The sequence below is a fragment of the Nonomuraea sp. 3N208 genome, assembly GCF_052245935.1.
Lineage (GTDB): Bacteria > Actinomycetota > Actinomycetes > Streptosporangiales > Streptosporangiaceae > Nonomuraea.
Window position 1 is genome coordinate 88,318 of sequence record NZ_JBQQBR010000031.1, and the last position, 15,609, is coordinate 103,926.

Genomic DNA, 15,609 nt, shown 5'->3' on the forward strand with positions numbered 1-15,609 from the left:
GCTGTCTCGCTTCGGCTCTGGAAGGTGGCCAATTCCACGGGTCCGGGCGGGCGTTTCAGGCATTTCCCGCGCGAGGTTCGTCGGGATGGGAGTCGCCCTCCAGTGCGTCGACGGCATCGCGCAGACCTCGCAGGCCGATCTCCTCGCGTTCGACGTCCGTCGGATCGAACAACCAGTCGCTGATCGGCAGGTCGGCGGCCTCCTCCGGGTGGCTCGACTCGGCCAAGCTGATTTCCGCCTCGAGCTCGAAGTGGAGCTCGTACAGGGAGTCGTCGTCGCCGGTGGGAGTGCTCATCTTTCCTCCATGCGTGTCTTGGGTGTATGTCCGGCGGGCCGCCGGCTGACCGCGTGGATCGCGCGCAGGCGGATCTGCCCGGAGGCGAACAAGTGGGTGAAGCGCTCACCCTGGTGAGCTGCCAGCGCGTAGGCGGGGTCGGACCTGTGGCGAGTCGCGACGACCGCCGCGACCTGCTCGGCGCGTCGCGACCACGACAGCGGCGCGCCGTTGGGCTGGTCGATCTGCTCGAGCAGCTCGAACCCGGTGTCGTCGAGCAGCGCGACGAGTTCTTGCTCAGTGGGAAAGTGGTTGCCGTCCGGAGCCGGATGAATCTCCGCGCCTCGGGCAACGACCACCAAAAGCCCTAGTGAGGCACCAGGCGTCAGCACCCGGTGAATCTCGCTGAGCACCGCGGCCTTGTCCTGCACGGTGCACAGCACCCCCAGGCACCAGGCGACGTCGACCGACCCCGTGCGGAGCGGAATCCGTCGGCCATCCGCTGCGATGACCGGCAATCCGAACATCCGCGAGGCGGCCCGGCACGCGGTCGGCATCGGTTCCAGCAGGATCGGCCGGACCCCGAACCGCTCTGCCGCCCAGGCCGCTGGGCCGCCGGCTCCCGCGCCCACGTCCAGCAGCCTCATTCCAGGCGACAACTCACACGCCTCGGCCAGCCAGGCCAGTGCCGCCGGGCTCGCGCTGCCACGGCAGGCGGCAGGTATGGCGTGCCGCTCCCCCAGTATCTGGACGGCGTCCGCCGTCCAACCCGCGACATCATCGAACTCGGCGACCATCGCTAATGCGGTCAAAGCAGAACTCCCCTCCAGTCGCTTTGCGTTGTCCAACGGCCGCCTGGTGCTGTCCGGCCACACGGAGCCGTCCGCGCTCAGGACGGGCGCGGAGCGCGGCGCTCCTTGCGCTGGGCGAGTTCTTCGTCGTCCACGAGGACGAGCATGGGCTTGCCGGGTTCGCACAGCATGGTGACGGTGAAGCGGAGCGGGATGTCGTCGCGATTGTTGCCGTCCTGGTAGTGGATGACGTCCCCGCCCGGCTCCCAGAACGCCTCGCCGGAGCGTACGACGCGTTCCGGCTGACCCTCGATCTCCAGCAGCATCTCGCCTTCCACGACGTAGCCGAAGGCGGGGCCGGAGTGGCGGTGCGGCGGCGTGCCGGGATCGCCGGGCGGGTACTCGATGACCACCGTCATCGCGTGCGCCCCCTCCGGGATGAAGGGCGGCTCGGCCTCCTGCAGCATGGTGAGCGCCGTCTGCCAGGCCGTTGATCTCGGCTTTTGGCCGGCGGCGACCGGGTCGATATCGGGCATGGAACTGCCTTTCGTGATCTGAGGCGCGCTGCTACTGAGCGGCGGTCTTGAGCCAGTCGCGGTATCGGATCTGGCCGAAGGTGGCGCCTTCACCGGGCACCAGCGTGCGCTCGCCCGGCACGCTGCCGAAGTAGCGCGCCTGCGGGTCGGTGACCACCTCGCGCGGGTCGCCCCAGGCAGCCAGGGCCTCGCGGAAGAACTCGTCCATCCGGAACTGCTCGGGCCCGGCCACCTCCACCCTGCCGTTCAGCGGCGAGCCCACCGCGGTCCGGCCGAGCGCCTGGGCCACGTCGTCACCCGCGATGGGCTGGAAGCGCACGGGCGCCATGTGCACCTTGCCATCGACCGTGCCCTCATCCGCGATGGCGCGGGCGAACTCGAAGAACTGCGTCACGTGCACGAGCGAGAACGGGATCGACGACTTCTCGATCAGCTGCTCCTGAGCGATCTTCGCCGCGAAGTAGCCGTTCTCCGGCATCCGCTCGGTGCCGACGATCGACAACGCGACGTGGTGACCCACGCCCGCCGCCGCCTCCGCCGCGAGCAGATTACGCGTGGAGGTCTCGAAGAACTCCAGCACGGCGGCCCGCTCGAACGACGGGGAGTTCGACACGTCGACCACCACCTGCGCGCCCGTCAGCACCTCGGCCAGCCCTTCGCCGGTGAGGGTGTTCACGCCGGTGTTCGGCGACGCCGCCACCGCCTCGTGACCGTGCTCCGTCAGCTTCCTCACGAGCTTCGACCCGATCAGGCCGGTCCCGCCGATAACCACGATCTTCATGATGAACCCTCCTGTCCGCCGGGGCACTTGGTCGCCAACCGGTCGCCAGCTAAGACAGGACAGCCCCCCCAGCCTGTGACAGCCCCGCGAAATCTTTTCCGGCACCCTTCCCGCGCAGCCTCTTCTTGCGCACGTCAGCTGGCAAAGAACTCCCCTGCGGGTACACGCGTCAGCTCGGCCCGTACCGCTCCGGCGTCCGCTGCCGCAGGCGAACAGCACTCCCGCGACCTGCTGGACGCTCGTCCCGCACCTCACACGGAGGCCGCGCCGCCGGCCGGCTTCGCCTGAGGAGATCTCCCGTGATTGGTACTGCCGCTGGTCTGTTCTAGCTGCTCAAGGGGTAGGCGGCAGGTGCCGGTCCAGGGATGGGATCCGGCGAATGGGAGCATCGACGGAGAGCGGGGCAGCGTCGGGGACAGGGGGGCGATGGCGGTGGCGGCTACCGAATCGGGCGGTCCGGCAGGTCTCGAACAGGCCGCGGAGGTCTTCGCCAGCGTGCGGCCTCGCCTGTTCGGGATCGCGTACCGGATGCTGGGCAGCGTCACCGAGGCCGAGGATCTGGTGCAGGACGTCTGGCTGCGCTGGCAGAGCTATGACCGCAGCAAGGTGAACAACCCGGCCGCGTTCCTGGCGACGACCATCACGCGCCTGGCCATCAATGCCGCTCAGTCCGCCCGCGCCCGCCGTGAGACCTACATCGGCCCGTGGCTGCCTGAGCCCGTCGACACCGGCGCGGATCCGCACCTCGGGGCGGAGCGGGGTGAGGCTCTGGAGTTCGCGGTCCTGCTTCTGCTGGAGAGGCTCTCGCCCACGGAACGGGCGGCGTACGTGTTGCGAGAGGCGTTCGAGTACCCGTACGGGCAGATCGCCGACATCGTCCAACTCAACGAGGCGGCCGTACGCCAGTTGGTCAGCAGGGCCCGCAAGCGCGTGCTCGTCGAACGACGCACTCCCGTGACCAGAGCCGAACAACGCAGGCTGCTGGCCGCCTTCGTCACCGCTGCCCGCGCCGGCGACCTGACCGCGCTGGAAGAGCTCTTCGCCGCGGACGTGACCAGCTACGCCGACGGCGGCGGCGCCGTGCGTGCCTCCCGCTTCCCCGTGGTGGGGTCGCCGCGGGTGGCGAAGTACATCAGGGCGTTCGCGAACCGCTTCTGGACCGGGGTCGATGTGACGTGGGCGAACGCGAACGGGGAGACCGCCGCTCTGCTGAGCCGCGACGGAGAGGTGTTCACGGTCCTCGCGATCAACGCCTCGAAGGAGGGCATCCACCAAGTGCTGTGGATCATGAACCCGTCCAAGATCACCGCTGTGTCCACCGCGCACCGGCAGGAGGGTCACGGACGCTGACGTCCGGCCAGGGCGGCCGATCCTTACGACTCGCCGGAGCTTTCCAATACCGGGGCCTGACGACGCATTCCGGCGCGGGCCCCGTCGGCTTTGGTCGCGATCGTGACGACGACCAGGAGGACGCAGATGGCTGCGATCGCTGCGACCACGGCGGCCACTCCGATCCAGGGCGACGCGAGCGGCAGCAACAAGATGCCGGTGACGCAGCCCAGAACCGCAACGAGACGGATGACGGACTCCTCGACGACGAGCGCGTGTACCGCCCAAAGCAGGGTGAGATACAAACCGACCGGGATGGCAACGGCATAGCCGATCGCCAGGGGTGATGTCTCCACCCCGTGCCCGCTCTGCTCGACCGCGACTTCGAGCCCGGCGCCGAGGGCCGCGAGGGCCGCGAAGAGGCCGTAGTGGCCGTACCCCCACAGGTAGGACCGATGACGGCGGGCGCTGAGACCTTCACCTGCCTCTACGAGGAAGTAGAGCCACCAGTGGGCGAACAGCAGCACAAGACCGGAGACGGAGATGACGACGAACGGACTGCTGATCTCGCCTGCTTCGAGCGCTGCTTCGACTCCTCTGCTCGCGGCGAGGACGCTCTCGCCGAGCAGGATGATCGTGAACAGGCCGTAGCGTTCGGCGATGTGGTGCGGGTGCCAGTTGGTGGTCCTGACCCGCTCCGCCCACCGGGGTACGGCGAGTTCCAGGACGACCAGGCAGGCGAAGAGGGGCACCTGGGCGGATGAGGGCAGGATCCCCGTCTCTGCGAGGAAGTGTCGCAGCACCCATGCCACCTGCACGATGCTGATGCCGGCGGCATAACGCAGCGCGGTGCGACGGCTCGCGCGGTCTTCGAGCCCGGCCCGCAGCCATTGGGCGACGAGTCCGATCCTCATGATGAGGTAGCCCAGCGTGACGATGCCGAAATCGGAGTGGCCGACCGCGGCGGGCACACCTACGGCGAGCACCAGTACGCCGCCCATTTGCACCATGGTCAGCAGCCGGTAGGCGACGTCGTCGGTGTCGTAGGAGGAGGCGAACCAGGTGAAGTTCATCCACGCCCACCAGATCGCGAAGAACACCTGCAGGAACGGGACAAGACCGGCGAGGGCGTGACCGTCGGCGATGCTATGTGCTAACTGGGCGGTGACAGCCGCGACCGCGACCACGAAGGTGAGGTCGAACAGGAGCTCGAGCTGGCTCGCAACGCGGTGAGGCTCGTCGATGGGACGCGCGCTCATCCGAACTCGGATCCGACTTCTGCTGCTGGCTACCGGCAAGATCCCGCTCCTGTCACCCCGTGAGTCCGTCCTCTAGCTAGGAGCACAGCACAGGGGTAAAACCTGTGACAACGCAGCACAAAGATACACAGATCAACCGTCACAACCCGCGAACCTGTCCTGTCTTAGCTGGTGGCCGGATGGCGACGGACGCCCCGACGGCAAGGCATCTGCACCATGGCGGCTTTCAGGTGACACCCCACGCAGAATGCGAACGAAAGGAGTGTGCGCTGTGACAGCGCGACTGACGCCCTTGTGCGACCGCACGATTCTCCTCCCGGCCGACGAGGGCCCGACCGCGATGATCACGCAGACACCCTCCGAGGCGGTACGCGAGCTGGAACGTGAACTGGAGAAGAAACGGCGATTCGCTTCCGATGCCTCGCACGAGCTCCGCACGGCGGTCGCCGGGCTACGCGCCGGGTTGGAAGAGGCCCGCCTGTATCCCGACGAGACCGAGCTCGGCGACCTGCTCGTCAGAGCGTTGAGGGACGTCGACCGGCTGGACGCGATCATCACCGACCTGCGCATCCTCGCCGAGATGGAGGCCGGCCCGCCCGTGAAGCCACAGCAGGTCGACCTCGCCGAACTGGTTCGCGACGAAATCGCCCGCAGGGTCGACCGCATCGCGATCCAACTCCGGCTGGAACCCGGGGTGATCGTCGAGGCCATCCCGATCCGGATCGGCCGGGTGCTCACGAACCTGCTGGACAACGCCCAACGGCATGCGCGGCACATGGTCGAAGTGCGGGTGAGCCGCGACGGCGACCACGCCGATGTGATCGTGACCGACGACGGAGGAGGAGTCGCGGAATCCGAACGGGAACGGATCTTCCAACGCTTCACCCGGCTGCCGGCCGCACGCCGCCTCAATGGCAACGGTACTGGCCTGGGCCTGGCGATCGCCCGCGACATCGCCCGGGCCCACCTCGGCAACCTGCACGCCGAGGAGTCCGAGACCGGTGGCGCACGCTTCGTCCTGCGGCTTCCCCTCGCAGGCTCAGCTGCTCCGGCCGAGCGGTGCCTGCACGAAGCAATGGATCCATGAGCCTGGGCCTGGAAGGGAAGCCTGATGAGACAGAACGTCGACTACGCCGCCCTGTTCGCGGCCGTGCCAAGCCCTTGCCTGGTCATGATGCTGGATATGACGATCGTGGCCGTCAACCAGGCCTACCTCGACCTCTGCGGACGCAGGCGGGAGGAGCTGCTGGGCCGGCGTGTCCTCGACCCGCCCACCCATGACCGCGCCGACCCTCGCAAGCTGACGGCGCTGCGCAACCTCGAAGCCTCGCTGCGCCGGGTCCGGGCGACCGGCGAACCGGACGTGATGGCACCACAGAAATACGGCACGCCCATCTTGGGCAGCGCGCACCTCTTCGAGGAACGGTACTGGAGCACCATCAACTTTCCCGTGCTCGGCCCGAGCGGAGCGGCGGTGCTCTTCGTCCACCGCACCGACGACGTGACCGCGTTCATCCGGCAGCGGCAGCGGCAACGGAACGGCTCGCGAGTGAGCGGACCGGGCGCGCGCGAGGAGGAGATGAGGGCCCAGCTCGACACGCGCACCAAGGAGCTACGGAAGCTGGACCAGCAGGTGAGGGAGGCGAAAGCAGATACGGAGCGGCTCTTGGATCGGCAGCGTCAATTCACCGCCGACGCCTCACACGAGCTGCGTACGCCGCTCGCCGCGCTCCGTGTGCAAGTGGAGGCGGCGCAACTGCACCCGGACGACATCGACCTGCCCGACCTGCTGAACCACCTTACGGACGACCTCGATCGGCTGGAGGACATCATCACCGATCTGCTCCTTCTGTCCAGGCTCGAGGCCGACTTCGACAGAACGCTGGAGGAAGTGGATCTGACGGGATTGGTGAGGACGGAGGCGGCTCGGTGGGTCGAGAGCCATGACGTACGACTCGGCCTCGACCCCGAGGTGACGGTGAAGGGCACCTCCACGCATATCGTCCGACTACTCGCCCACCTGCTGGAAAACGCCCGGCGTCATGCCACGCGCAGAGTAGAGGTGGACCTGCGCCGCGCCGGTGACCATGCCGAGCTGACCGTGGCCGACGACGGGGAAGGAGTTTCTCCAGCCGACCGCGAACGCATATTCCAGCGTTTCGTCCGCCTGGACACCGCCCGCAGCCGTCACCGCGGAGGCACCGGCCTGGGCTTGGCCATCGCCCGTGACATCGCGTCAGCTCACCACGGCACCCTGCACGTCGAGGACTCGGCCGACGGGGGCGCGCGCTTTGTCCTCCGCATTCCCCTCGTCCACTGATCGGATACTCCCGGAGCCGGCATGCGCGGCGTCATCTGGTCGCGCGCCCCATGGAACAATCACCGCAGGGAAAGCACCGGGGAATGAAATTACCGGTGCACTATGACCAGACCAGCGGCGACCAACGTGGACCGGGCGAACGCACTGCTGCGAATTGCCCGAAGCGACGGCGGTCGTCCGCCGTCGGGGCGACGAGACCACACTGGCCACATAATGCCTGCTGGATACTATGGTAAGATCCCTCCTTTAGAGTCGCGACGGGGATGAGTGGGAATATCTGCATGGAAAACTTCCATGGGCGGACTCGGGAATCCGGTGAAGCCGCAGCCGAAGATCTGTCCCTCCCGGACGCGTTCGCCCGAAAAGAACTCCAGCGACTCCGCGACAGCATTGATAACCTCGATGCCGCCCTGGTCCACCTTCTTGCAGAGCGATTCAAGCACACCAAGGAAGTCGGCCGCCTCAAAGCGCAATACCGGCTACCACCGGCGGATCCCGAGCGCGAGACGCAGCAGATAAGGCGGTTGCGTCAACTGGCGGAGGAGTCGAAACTCGACCCAGTTTTCGCGGAAAGGTTTCTGGGTTTCATCATCGAAGAGGTGGTTCGCCACCACGAGTTGATCGCCGACAGCATGTCGGCGGCTCGCGAAGATTAGCTATCGACTCAGCGGGCGCCGACCGTTCAGGCGATTTGCGCATTACCGTACACGTCCGATGCGGGGGCGGGTTCAGCGTCGGCCGAGGCCGAGGCGGCGGGCGACACGGCTCATCAGTTGGGACATCTTGGACGGGAAGGCGTCGGGTGCGGGGACGCCGATGGGCCGAACCCGGCCGTTGTGGATGGCGCTGATCTTCCAGCCGGCGGGGGTGCGGACCAAGACGATGGTCTGCCGGGACAGACGCCGCTTGGGCAGTCTGCTCCGCCAGGGCATCAGGACCGAGGCGGTGCCGTAGACGATGGCCACGTCCGGGGTGAGGTAGCGGATCGACTCCAGGTCGCCGACCAGGGCCGAGCCGGCCAGCACGCCGCGGAAGAGCAGGTCGTGGTTGTGCTGGTGCTGCTGGCGGCCGCGGGCGATGGTGCCGTCATAGGAGACGTAGTCGGAGTCGTCGGTGAACAGCGCGCCGAAGGCGTGGGCGTCGTTGTCGGTCCAGGCCTGCATGAATGCCTGGAACAGGTTCTTGATCTGGGTGTCGTCGGTGGTGTTCATGGCGGCGCCTCCAAGGTAAGGTTGTTTCGACCAACGAAAAGTACGTTATCAGAAAGATTCGAATGTCGAAAGATGAGGTTCTCCGGGAGATCGCCATGCTCCTGCGGCAGCTGCAGCAAAGCTTCGACACCTTCGACGAGGCCGCCGCCGCGCGGCTCGGCCTCAACCGCACCGACCTGCGCTGTCTTGACATAGTGCTGGGCGACGGCCCACTGCCCGCCGGACAGCTCAGCGTCGCGCTGAAGCTCAGCCCAGCGGCCACCACCACTGCCATCGACCGGCTGGAACGCGCCGGGCTGGTCTCACGTACCCGCGACCCCGGCAACCGCCGCCTCGTCCTGGTCGCCTCGACCGAAACCGCCCGGGCGGCAGAGGCGGAACTATTCGCCCCGGTCGGTCAGGCGGGCACCCACGCCCTGACCCGTTACAACGATGACCAGCTCACCGTCATCGTGGACTTCCTCCAAACCGTCCTGCGGGTCCAGGAAGAACAGACCGCCCGCGTCGCAGCACTGCACTGAAATCCTCTGAGTCCCCATGAACGGTCCATGTACTTGTGATCCGCCCAATCCACGCGATAGAAACGTCCCACACATTTTTCAGGCCTTGATACAAGCGCTAGTCCGCGAGAGAGCGCTCTCTCACGATCCGGTGGTGTCCCGGCCGCCCGTCGAAGGGTCTCATCCACCCCGATGTCCACTGTCCATGGTGCGCTGCACACGCAGCGGAAAGGACGAACCGTATGACGACCCAGCCTCCCGGCGATGGGAGTCTCACGAGGCGGCGCCCCGGCCGCCTGCAGATCGGCCGGGCGTTAACGCTCGGTCTCGTTCTGGCGAGCGCCGTCATGACGGCGGGACCGGCCGCCATCGCCGCATCGCCGGCCCCCGGCGCCCCTGACCTCGGGCCGAACGTCACCCTCTTCGATCCGAGCACGCCGGTCAGCGAAATCCAGGCGACCCTCGACGCGGCCCACGCCGCCCAGGTCGACAACGAGATGGGCACCACGCGCCACGCGTACCTCTTCAAGCCCGGCACGTACGGCACCACGGAGCACCCGCTCCAGATCAAGGTCGGCTACTACACCGAGATCGCCGGCCTGGGCGCCTCGCCCACCGACGTCGTCATCAACGGCAAGGTCGAGGTCTACAACCGCTGCCTGGCGGACGGCGGCACCAGCAACTGCCTCGCGCTCGTCAACTTCTGGCGCACCCTGTCCAACCTGTCGATCAACGTCAACGCGGCCGGCCAGGACGGCTGCCGGGCGTCGGCGAACTTCTGGGCCGTTTCCCAGGCGGTGTCCCTGCGCCGTCTCAACGTCAGCGGCGGCAACCTGTCGCTGATGGACTACTGCACCGCCGGCCCGCAGTACGCCAGCGGGGGGTTCATCGCCGATTCCAAACTGCCGTCCGTCACGAACGGATCGCAACAGCAGTGGCTGACCCGCAACAGCGAGGTCGCCGGCTGGTCGAACGGCGTGTGGAACCAGGTCTTCTCAGGCGTCGTCGGCGCACCGGACGACGCCGGGTTCCCGAGTCCGCCCTACACGACCCTCGACGCCACTCCCGTCAGCCGGGAGAAGCCCTACCTGTACGTCGACGCGCAGGGCAGGTACAAGGTCCGCGTGCCCGCCGCCCGGAAGGACACGCGGGGCATCTCGTGGGCCGACGGCATGACGCCGGGCCGCACGCTGCCGATCACCGACTTCTTCATCGCGAAGCCGTCGGATTCGGTGCAGGCCATCAACGACCAGCTCGCGCGCGGCAAGCACCTGCTGCTCACACCCGGCGTGTACGACATCGCGCGGAGCATCGAGATCAAGCGCCCCAACACGGTCGTCCTCGGTCTCGGGCACGCCACGCTCACCGCCGCCCACGGCTCGATCCCGCTCGACGTCGCCGACGTCCCCGGCGTCGTCGTCGCCGGAGTGACCGTCGACGCGGGTCTCGAGAAGTCGCCGGTTCTGCTGAGGGTGGGCAAGAAAAACGGGCACCGCTGGAGTTCGGCGGACAACCCCACGACCCTGTCCGACGTGTACTTCCGGGTCGGCGGACCGCACGTCGGCAAGTCCGACATCGCGCTCGAGGTCAACAGCGACAACGTGCTCATCGACCACGCCTGGGTGTGGCGCGCCGACCACGGTGTCGAGGGCTTCACCGACACCCAGCGCTGGAACACCAACATCGGCCGCAACGGCGCCGTCATCAACGGCGACCACGTGACCGCGACCGGCCTGTTCGTCGAGCACTTCCAGCAGTACAACACCGTCTGGAACGGCGACGACGGCACGACGATCCTCTACCAGAACGAGCTGCCGTACGACCCGCCGACCCAGGTCGACTGGATGAACGGCGACGTCGAGGGCTGGGCCGGTTACAAGGTCGGCAACCGCGTGAAGACGCACAGCCTCTATGGCGGCGGGGTCTACGTCTTCAACCAGAACAACCCGCAGATCCACACCGAGAACGGCTTCGAGGTTCCGGAGACCACGGGCGTCAAGCTGCACCACATCATGACCGTCAACCTCAGCGCCGGAACGATCGACCACGTCGTCAACGGCGTGGGCGATGCGGCCGACACGACCAAGGTCGGTGTGCCGGTTTACCTCGCGGACTACCCGGCCCCTTAGGGCCCGCCCAGGTGGGCCGGAGTCTCCGCGCCCCGGCCCACCGGGACGCTGTCGTGACGATCGCCGACGGCCTGCACCGTACGGTCACACCACCGCCGGTGCCTGACGAGATGCGTGCTCTGCCTGCAGCTGGGCGTCCGATCAGAGCGGCAGCGGAGACAGTAAAGGGCGGAAAGTGCGCTGATCGCCCGCCTCCTGCGCCGTGTCCGTCAGAGCACCTGATCAGGAACAGAAGGCCCGGACGTGCCGGGCCGGAGGATCGGCAGGCGGGTAGCCGCCGTACATCGCGACGGTGTACGAACGGGGGCTGGGTCAGACGGCTTCGGGGGCGACCTCCGCCGCCCGGCGGGACATGCGCCGCTCGAACCATACCGAGGCGAACGGCGGCACCCCGCAGGCCAGGCCGAGCACGATCGTCCCGGTACGCCAGCCGTGGGCGCGCCCGGTGGAGATCACAGCGGCGACGTACAGCAGGAACAGAGCGCCGTGGATCGGACCGAAGATCTTCACGCCGAGCTCGCCGGCCACCACGATGTACTTGAAGAACATACCGACGAGCAGCCCCGTCCACGACAGCGCCTCAGCGATCGCCACGAGTCGGAACAGACGAAGCTCCACCACACGCCACCTTTCCTTGATTCCCCAGACTTACAGCGACTTTCCCAGGCCCACCGCGCCCTGAGGGCCGTCGGGACTCCTGGAGGCAACGTCACTTACTCTACGACGCGTAGAGCACTGTGGTAACACCGGCAGAACGACCGGCCGTGATCGCCAGGCCCCTCAGACGTCGGTTCCGGGGCGGGCGTGGCAGTAGTGGATGACTTTCCGGCAGCACCGGTCACGAGTAGTCGTCCTCGTCGTACTGCTCCAGGTCTAGCAGGGTGCGAATCTTTCCCACCGCCGGCTTCCCGTCGTAGCGGGCGGCGTTCAGCACCTCCTGGATGAGCGGGCCGCGGGCACGGGCACGAGCGGCCAGGAGCCAGTGCCGTTGCGCCTTGAGCGATTCGGCCTTGAGTTGCCTCATCGGCCCGCGCAGCGCCCTGGGCCAGGCGGTGTCGGTCAGGCGCCGGATCTGCGTGCTGTTCGCGGCCGCGACCTGCGCTGCTCCGCGGCGTAGCGCCGAAACCGGCTGGCCGCCGTTGATCGCCTGCTCGAGTCGCTCGAGCGCGATGTTGTACGGCCGAACGATGCCCAGATAACGCCGGGCCGCCTGCTTGACGGTCAGCGGCACCGGGCTCAGCGTCGCTCGCGACGAAGGGGTCGGCGAACGAGTCACAGCCGCCGCGGGCGGCCGAGGGCTCGCGGCGGTGGGCGAAGGGGGCGCGAGCGCGGCAGGCGGCGACGCGTCGACGGGGCCGCTCGAGCACCCTGCGACCGTGACAGCGACCACCAGTGTTCCTATAGGAATGCGCACAAGTCCGCAATTGATCCACTCAACCGTCGGCATGTCAAGGCGCTGAGCTGCCTCAGCACACGCTCGCGGGATATGCGGTGGCTGCGCTTCCGCGTTCTGCCCGGCGCCGCGGACCTCTGATCGCGGCGTCTGTTACGTTACGGTTCTCGAACCGGGTCGGCTAAGGACGCTGATGAGGCAACACGTGCGCATTCCGCTGCCGGACGGCAGTTCACTGGCCGCGACTGTGGCGTTGCCGGAGGGGGCCGCACCTGCGACCGGATGGCCGGGGGCGGTGGTCGTGCATGAGATCTACGGCATCGAACCGGACATGCTGGATGTCCTGGACCGGTTCGCCGAGCATGGATATGCGGCAATCCTGCCTGACTTGTACAGCCACGGCACCAGAATCGCATGCCTGGCGCGGGCCATGCACCAGTTCACGACCGGTAAGCCGGGGCGGCCGACCGCCGACATCGACGCGACCCGGCAATGGCTGGCCGACCGCGATGACGTCGACGGCAGCCGGCTCGGCGTCATCGGATTCTGCATGGGCGGTGGGTTCGCCCTCGCCTACGCGGCGAGCACGCCCCCCGGCGTGCGGGCCGCATCGGTGAACTACGGCGCGGTTCCCCGCGACCAGGAAGAACTGCGGAGGGTGTGTCCGGTCGTCGGCTCCTACGGCGGGCGGGACCGAGGCTTCCGGGCGCACGGCACGCGGCTGGTGGAGCATATGAGGGCGCTCGGCCTCGAGCACGACGTCGAGATCTATTCGGCGGCCGGGCATTCCTTCATGACCGACGGCCACCACCCCCTCGCGAAACTCGCGCTGTTCCCGCTGCGGCACGGCCTCGTCCAGCCGGCCGCGAACGACGCGTGGCAGCGCACCTTCGCCTTCTTCGACAAGTACGTCGCCAACGGGTGACGTGGGCGGCACCCCATCGTTCCATCGCAGATAATCCGCACTGGGACGACTTGGGTAGGCTGATGACATGACAGCGATGGCTCCCGCGCGCACAGAAACAGACCTGTCCTTCCTGCTCGACCACACCAGCCACGTGCTGCGCACCCAGATGACGGCGGCGCTCGCCGAGATCGGGCTGACGCCGCGCATGCACTGCGTGCTGGTCCACGCACTGGAGGAGGAGCGCACCCAGATCCAGCTCGCCGAGCTGGGCGACATGGACAAGACCACGATGGTGGTGACGGTCGACGCACTTGAGAAGGCCGGGTACGCGGAGCGCCGCCCGTCCAGCACCGACCGCCGCGCGCGCATCATCGCGGTCACGGACACAGGCGCGGTGATCGCCAGGCGCAGCCAGGAGATCGCGGACGGCGTGCATCGGGCTGCGCTGGCCGCATTGCCCGAGGACGAGCGCGAGGTCCTGGTCCGCGCCCTGAATCGCCTGGTCAGCGGGCATCTTGCCGCCCCCGCCGAGGGGGCCCAGCAGGCGCGCAGGGCACGGGAGCGCGGAAAGTAGGTCCGAAGAGGATCGTCTATTACGGAACTATCTGCTACGGTCTCTCATGTCGACTTGAGACGGGAGAGACCATGTCGTACGTGCGTAACTCGCGCTGGACCGCCCTGGGAGTGCTGTCCGCGACGGGACTGATGACGATCCTGGACGGAAGCATCGTGACGGTGGCGATGCCGGCCATCCAGGAGGACCTCGGCTTCTCGGGCGCGGAGCTGAGCTGGATGGTCAACGCCTACCTGATCCCCTTCGGCGGATTACTGCTCCTGGCGGGCAGGTTGGGCGACCTGATCGGGCGTCGGACGATGTTCCTGACCGGGAACATGATCTTTGCCGGCGCCTCCCTCCTGGCCGGCGCGGCCACCGGCCCGGGCCTGCTGATCGCGGCCCGGTTCCTGCAGGGCGTGGGCAGCGCGCTGGCCTCCGCCGTGGTCCTGGGCATCCTGGTGACGCTGTTCACCGACCCGCGCGAACGGGGCAAGGCCATCGCGATCTTCAGCTTCACCGGGGCCGCCGGCGCCTCGATCGGCCAAGTCCTGGGCGGTGTGCTCACCGATGCCCTGAGCTGGCCGTGGATCTTCTTCATCAACGTGCCGATCGGCGTGATCACCGTCGTGCTCGCGCTGCTGGCGCTGCCCGCCGACCGCGGGATCGGGCTGGCCGCCGGCGCGGACGTCCTCGGGGCTGTGCTGGTGACCACCGGCCTGATGCTGGGCATCTACACCGTCGTCAAGGTCGAGGAGTACGGCTGGTTCGCCGCCCACACCCTCGGCCTCGGCGCGGTGTCGCTGGCCCTGCTCGCCGCGTTCGTGGCCCGGCAGGCCACGGCCAAGGCCCCGCTCATGCCGCTGCGGATCCTGCGGTCGCGCAATGTGGTCGGCGCCAACCTCGCCCAGATGCTCGCCCTGTCGGGGATGTTCGCCTTCCAGGTCCTCGTCGCGCTCTACATGCAGCGGGTCCTGGGGTATGGGGCGCTGGACACCGGGCTGGCGATGCTCCCCGCCGCCGTGGGCATCGGCTCGATCTCGCTGTTCGTCTCGGCCCGGCTCAGTGCCCGCTTCGGCCCCCGCGCCGTCCTGATGGCCGGCCTGGCGCTGCTCATCGGGGCCATGCTCCTGCTCATCCAGGTCACGGTGAACGCCGGCTACGTCACTCATCTGCTCCCTGCGATGCTGCTGATCTCCGGCGGCGGGCTCGTGCTTCCGGCGCTGGCCACGCTGGGCATGTCCGGCGCGCGGGAGAGCGACGCGGGTCTGGCGTCCGGGTTGTTCAACACCACCCAGCAGGTCGGCATGGCCATCGGCGTGGCAGTGCTGTCCACGATGGCCGCCTCACGCACGGGTGAGCTGCTGGCCTCCGGAGCCGGCCAGGCCGCCGCGCTGACCGGAGGGTACCGGCTGGCGTTCGGCATCTCCGCCGGGCTGTTGCTCGCGGCGTTCGCCGTGGCACTCGCCGTCCTGCGCCAGCCCGCCGTCGACGGGCCCACGCAGGAGAAAGCGGCGGCCAGGGAGACCTCTGCGACCTCCTGACAGGAGGCCATTCCGCCCGGCGCGCTGCGGCCCGCCGGGCGGTCAGGCGCGCAGGTGGCCGCTGCTCGCGGAGAGCTGGGCC

At 68.1% G+C, this 15,609-nt stretch carries 17 protein-coding genes; 9 read left to right on the plus strand and 8 right to left on the minus strand.

Features of this window, described 5'->3' with window-relative positions; translation table 11 throughout:
• Window positions 1–55: 55 nt before the first annotated feature.
• From ACTWPT_RS38995 to ACTWPT_RS39010, 4 genes are all read right to left on the minus strand, one after another.
• Window positions 56–295 carry a hypothetical protein gene (locus ACTWPT_RS38995; protein WP_443182531.1) on the minus strand — a complete coding sequence of 80 codons (240 nt, stop codon included), beginning with the start codon at window positions 293–295 and terminating at the stop codon, window positions 56–58.
• Window positions 292–1,086, minus strand: coding sequence for a class I SAM-dependent methyltransferase (locus tag ACTWPT_RS39000; RefSeq protein ID WP_443182532.1), 795 nt, complete (start codon window positions 1,084–1,086; stop codon window positions 292–294). Before ACTWPT_RS39000 ends, ACTWPT_RS38995 begins: the two co-directional genes overlap by 4 nt.
• Before the next feature lie 77 nt (window positions 1,087–1,163).
• Window positions 1,164–1,601 (minus strand): cupin domain-containing protein, encoded by a 438-nt coding sequence (locus ACTWPT_RS39005; protein ID WP_443182533.1) that lies wholly within the window; start codon window positions 1,599–1,601, stop codon window positions 1,164–1,166.
• Window positions 1,602–1,632: 31 nt separating this feature from the next.
• On the minus strand, window positions 1,633–2,382 hold the full coding sequence (locus ACTWPT_RS39010) for an SDR family oxidoreductase (RefSeq protein WP_443182534.1): 750 nt from the start codon (window positions 2,380–2,382) through the stop codon (window positions 1,633–1,635).
• A gap of 432 nt (window positions 2,383–2,814) precedes the next feature.
• Between ACTWPT_RS39010 and ACTWPT_RS39015 the strand changes: the two genes are divergently transcribed.
• Window positions 2,815–3,732: an RNA polymerase sigma-70 factor gene (locus ACTWPT_RS39015; protein WP_443182535.1), complete on the plus strand. Its 918-nt coding sequence runs from the start codon at window positions 2,815–2,817 to the stop codon at window positions 3,730–3,732.
• A gap of 23 nt (window positions 3,733–3,755) precedes the next feature.
• Here ACTWPT_RS39015 and ACTWPT_RS39020 read toward each other — a convergent pair whose 3' ends face one another.
• Window positions 3,756–4,970: a low temperature requirement protein A gene (locus ACTWPT_RS39020; protein ID WP_443182536.1), complete on the minus strand. Its 1,215-nt coding sequence runs from the start codon at window positions 4,968–4,970 to the stop codon at window positions 3,756–3,758.
• Window positions 4,971–5,241: 271 nt separating this feature from the next.
• Here ACTWPT_RS39020 and ACTWPT_RS39025 point away from each other — a divergent pair, with 271 nt between their 5' ends.
• The 3 genes from ACTWPT_RS39025 (at window position 5,242) to ACTWPT_RS39035 (ending at window position 7,946) form a co-directional block, all read left to right on the plus strand.
• Window positions 5,242–6,057: a sensor histidine kinase gene (locus ACTWPT_RS39025; protein WP_443182537.1), complete on the plus strand. Its 816-nt coding sequence runs from the start codon at window positions 5,242–5,244 to the stop codon at window positions 6,055–6,057.
• Window positions 6,058–6,081: 24 nt separating this feature from the next.
• Window positions 6,082–7,290, plus strand: coding sequence for a sensor histidine kinase (locus tag ACTWPT_RS39030; RefSeq protein ID WP_443182538.1), 1,209 nt, complete (start codon window positions 6,082–6,084; stop codon window positions 7,288–7,290).
• A gap of 281 nt (window positions 7,291–7,571) precedes the next feature.
• Window positions 7,572–7,946, plus strand: coding sequence for a chorismate mutase (locus tag ACTWPT_RS39035; RefSeq protein ID WP_443182539.1), 375 nt, complete (start codon window positions 7,572–7,574; stop codon window positions 7,944–7,946).
• A gap of 72 nt (window positions 7,947–8,018) precedes the next feature.
• Here the strand turns inward: ACTWPT_RS39035 and ACTWPT_RS39040 are convergent, their stop codons facing one another.
• Entirely contained in the window at window positions 8,019–8,501 is a 483-nt protein-coding gene (locus tag ACTWPT_RS39040; protein ID WP_443182540.1) for an SgcJ/EcaC family oxidoreductase, read from the minus strand.
• Between the two features lie 62 nt (window positions 8,502–8,563).
• Between ACTWPT_RS39040 and ACTWPT_RS39045 the strand changes: the two genes are divergently transcribed.
• Together ACTWPT_RS39045 and ACTWPT_RS39050 are read left to right on the plus strand one after the other, a co-directional pair.
• Window positions 8,564–9,022, plus strand: coding sequence for a MarR family winged helix-turn-helix transcriptional regulator (locus ACTWPT_RS39045; protein WP_443182541.1), 459 nt, complete (start codon window positions 8,564–8,566; stop codon window positions 9,020–9,022).
• Between the two features lie 221 nt (window positions 9,023–9,243).
• Window positions 9,244–11,130 (plus strand): adenylyl cyclase, encoded by a 1,887-nt coding sequence (locus tag ACTWPT_RS39050; protein ID WP_443182542.1) that lies wholly within the window; start codon window positions 9,244–9,246, stop codon window positions 11,128–11,130.
• A gap of 312 nt (window positions 11,131–11,442) precedes the next feature.
• On the opposite strand, the gene ACTWPT_RS39055 is transcribed toward ACTWPT_RS39050, so the two are convergent.
• Window positions 11,443–11,748, minus strand: coding sequence for a DUF3817 domain-containing protein (locus ACTWPT_RS39055; protein ID WP_443182543.1), 306 nt, complete (start codon window positions 11,746–11,748; stop codon window positions 11,443–11,445).
• A gap of 220 nt (window positions 11,749–11,968) precedes the next feature.
• Window positions 11,969–12,361: a hypothetical protein gene (locus ACTWPT_RS39060; protein ID WP_443182544.1), complete on the minus strand. Its 393-nt coding sequence runs from the start codon at window positions 12,359–12,361 to the stop codon at window positions 11,969–11,971.
• A 355-nt stretch (window positions 12,362–12,716) separates the two neighbouring features.
• On the opposite strand from ACTWPT_RS39060, the gene ACTWPT_RS39065 reads away from it, so the two are divergent.
• The 3 genes from ACTWPT_RS39065 to ACTWPT_RS39075 all read left to right on the plus strand — a co-directional run bounded on the left by ACTWPT_RS39065 (window position 12,717) and on the right by ACTWPT_RS39075 (window position 15,527).
• Window positions 12,717–13,448 carry a dienelactone hydrolase family protein gene (locus tag ACTWPT_RS39065; RefSeq protein ID WP_443182545.1) on the plus strand — a complete coding sequence of 244 codons (732 nt, stop codon included), beginning with the start codon at window positions 12,717–12,719 and terminating at the stop codon, window positions 13,446–13,448.
• Between the two features lie 67 nt (window positions 13,449–13,515).
• The gene (locus tag ACTWPT_RS39070) at window positions 13,516–14,004 is read left to right on the plus strand and encodes a MarR family winged helix-turn-helix transcriptional regulator (protein WP_443182546.1); all 489 of its coding nucleotides are present in this window, start codon (window positions 13,516–13,518) and stop codon (window positions 14,002–14,004) included.
• A 71-nt stretch (window positions 14,005–14,075) separates the two neighbouring features.
• A complete protein-coding gene (locus ACTWPT_RS39075) occupies window positions 14,076–15,527 on the plus strand; it encodes an MFS transporter (protein ID WP_443182547.1) in 1,452 nt (483 codons plus the stop codon).
• Window positions 15,528–15,609 lie beyond the last annotated feature (82 nt).